The organism is Microtetraspora sp. NBRC 16547 (assembly GCF_030268965.1).
Taxonomy (GTDB): Bacteria; Actinomycetota; Actinomycetes; order Streptosporangiales; family Streptosporangiaceae; genus Microtetraspora.
On record NZ_BSSE01000120.1, the window covers coordinates 1 to 300 of the forward strand.

Sequence of the window (300 nt, forward strand, 5' to 3'; positions counted from 1 at the left end):
TCCGGGGCAAATGCAGCAACATCGTGAACCGGGTGGTGCGCTCGACCAGCGTGCCGATCGCGGAACTGCCCAAGCCGATAATGAGGTCGCCTTCCCAGTGCCCGGGCACGGCCCGGTCGGCGGCCTCCGCGGGCCGCTGACTGATCAGCACTTCCTCGCTGACGAACGTCTTCCCGCGCTGGCGGGTCCGGGCCCGGGGCACCCGCAGCGCACGGCCGGTGCGCAGGCAGGCCGTCAGCTCGCGGCGCAGCGCCCCGCGGCCCTGGATATACAGGGCCTGGTAGATGGCCTCGTGCGAGA

1 protein-coding gene is annotated in these 300 nt (G+C 71.7%); it reads right to left on the minus strand.

Translation table 11 applies throughout. The features are described from left to right. Nucleotides 1–300: transposase (locus QSK17_RS35865; RefSeq protein ID WP_502889361.1), on the minus strand; the 300-nt coding region annotated here is incomplete at both ends.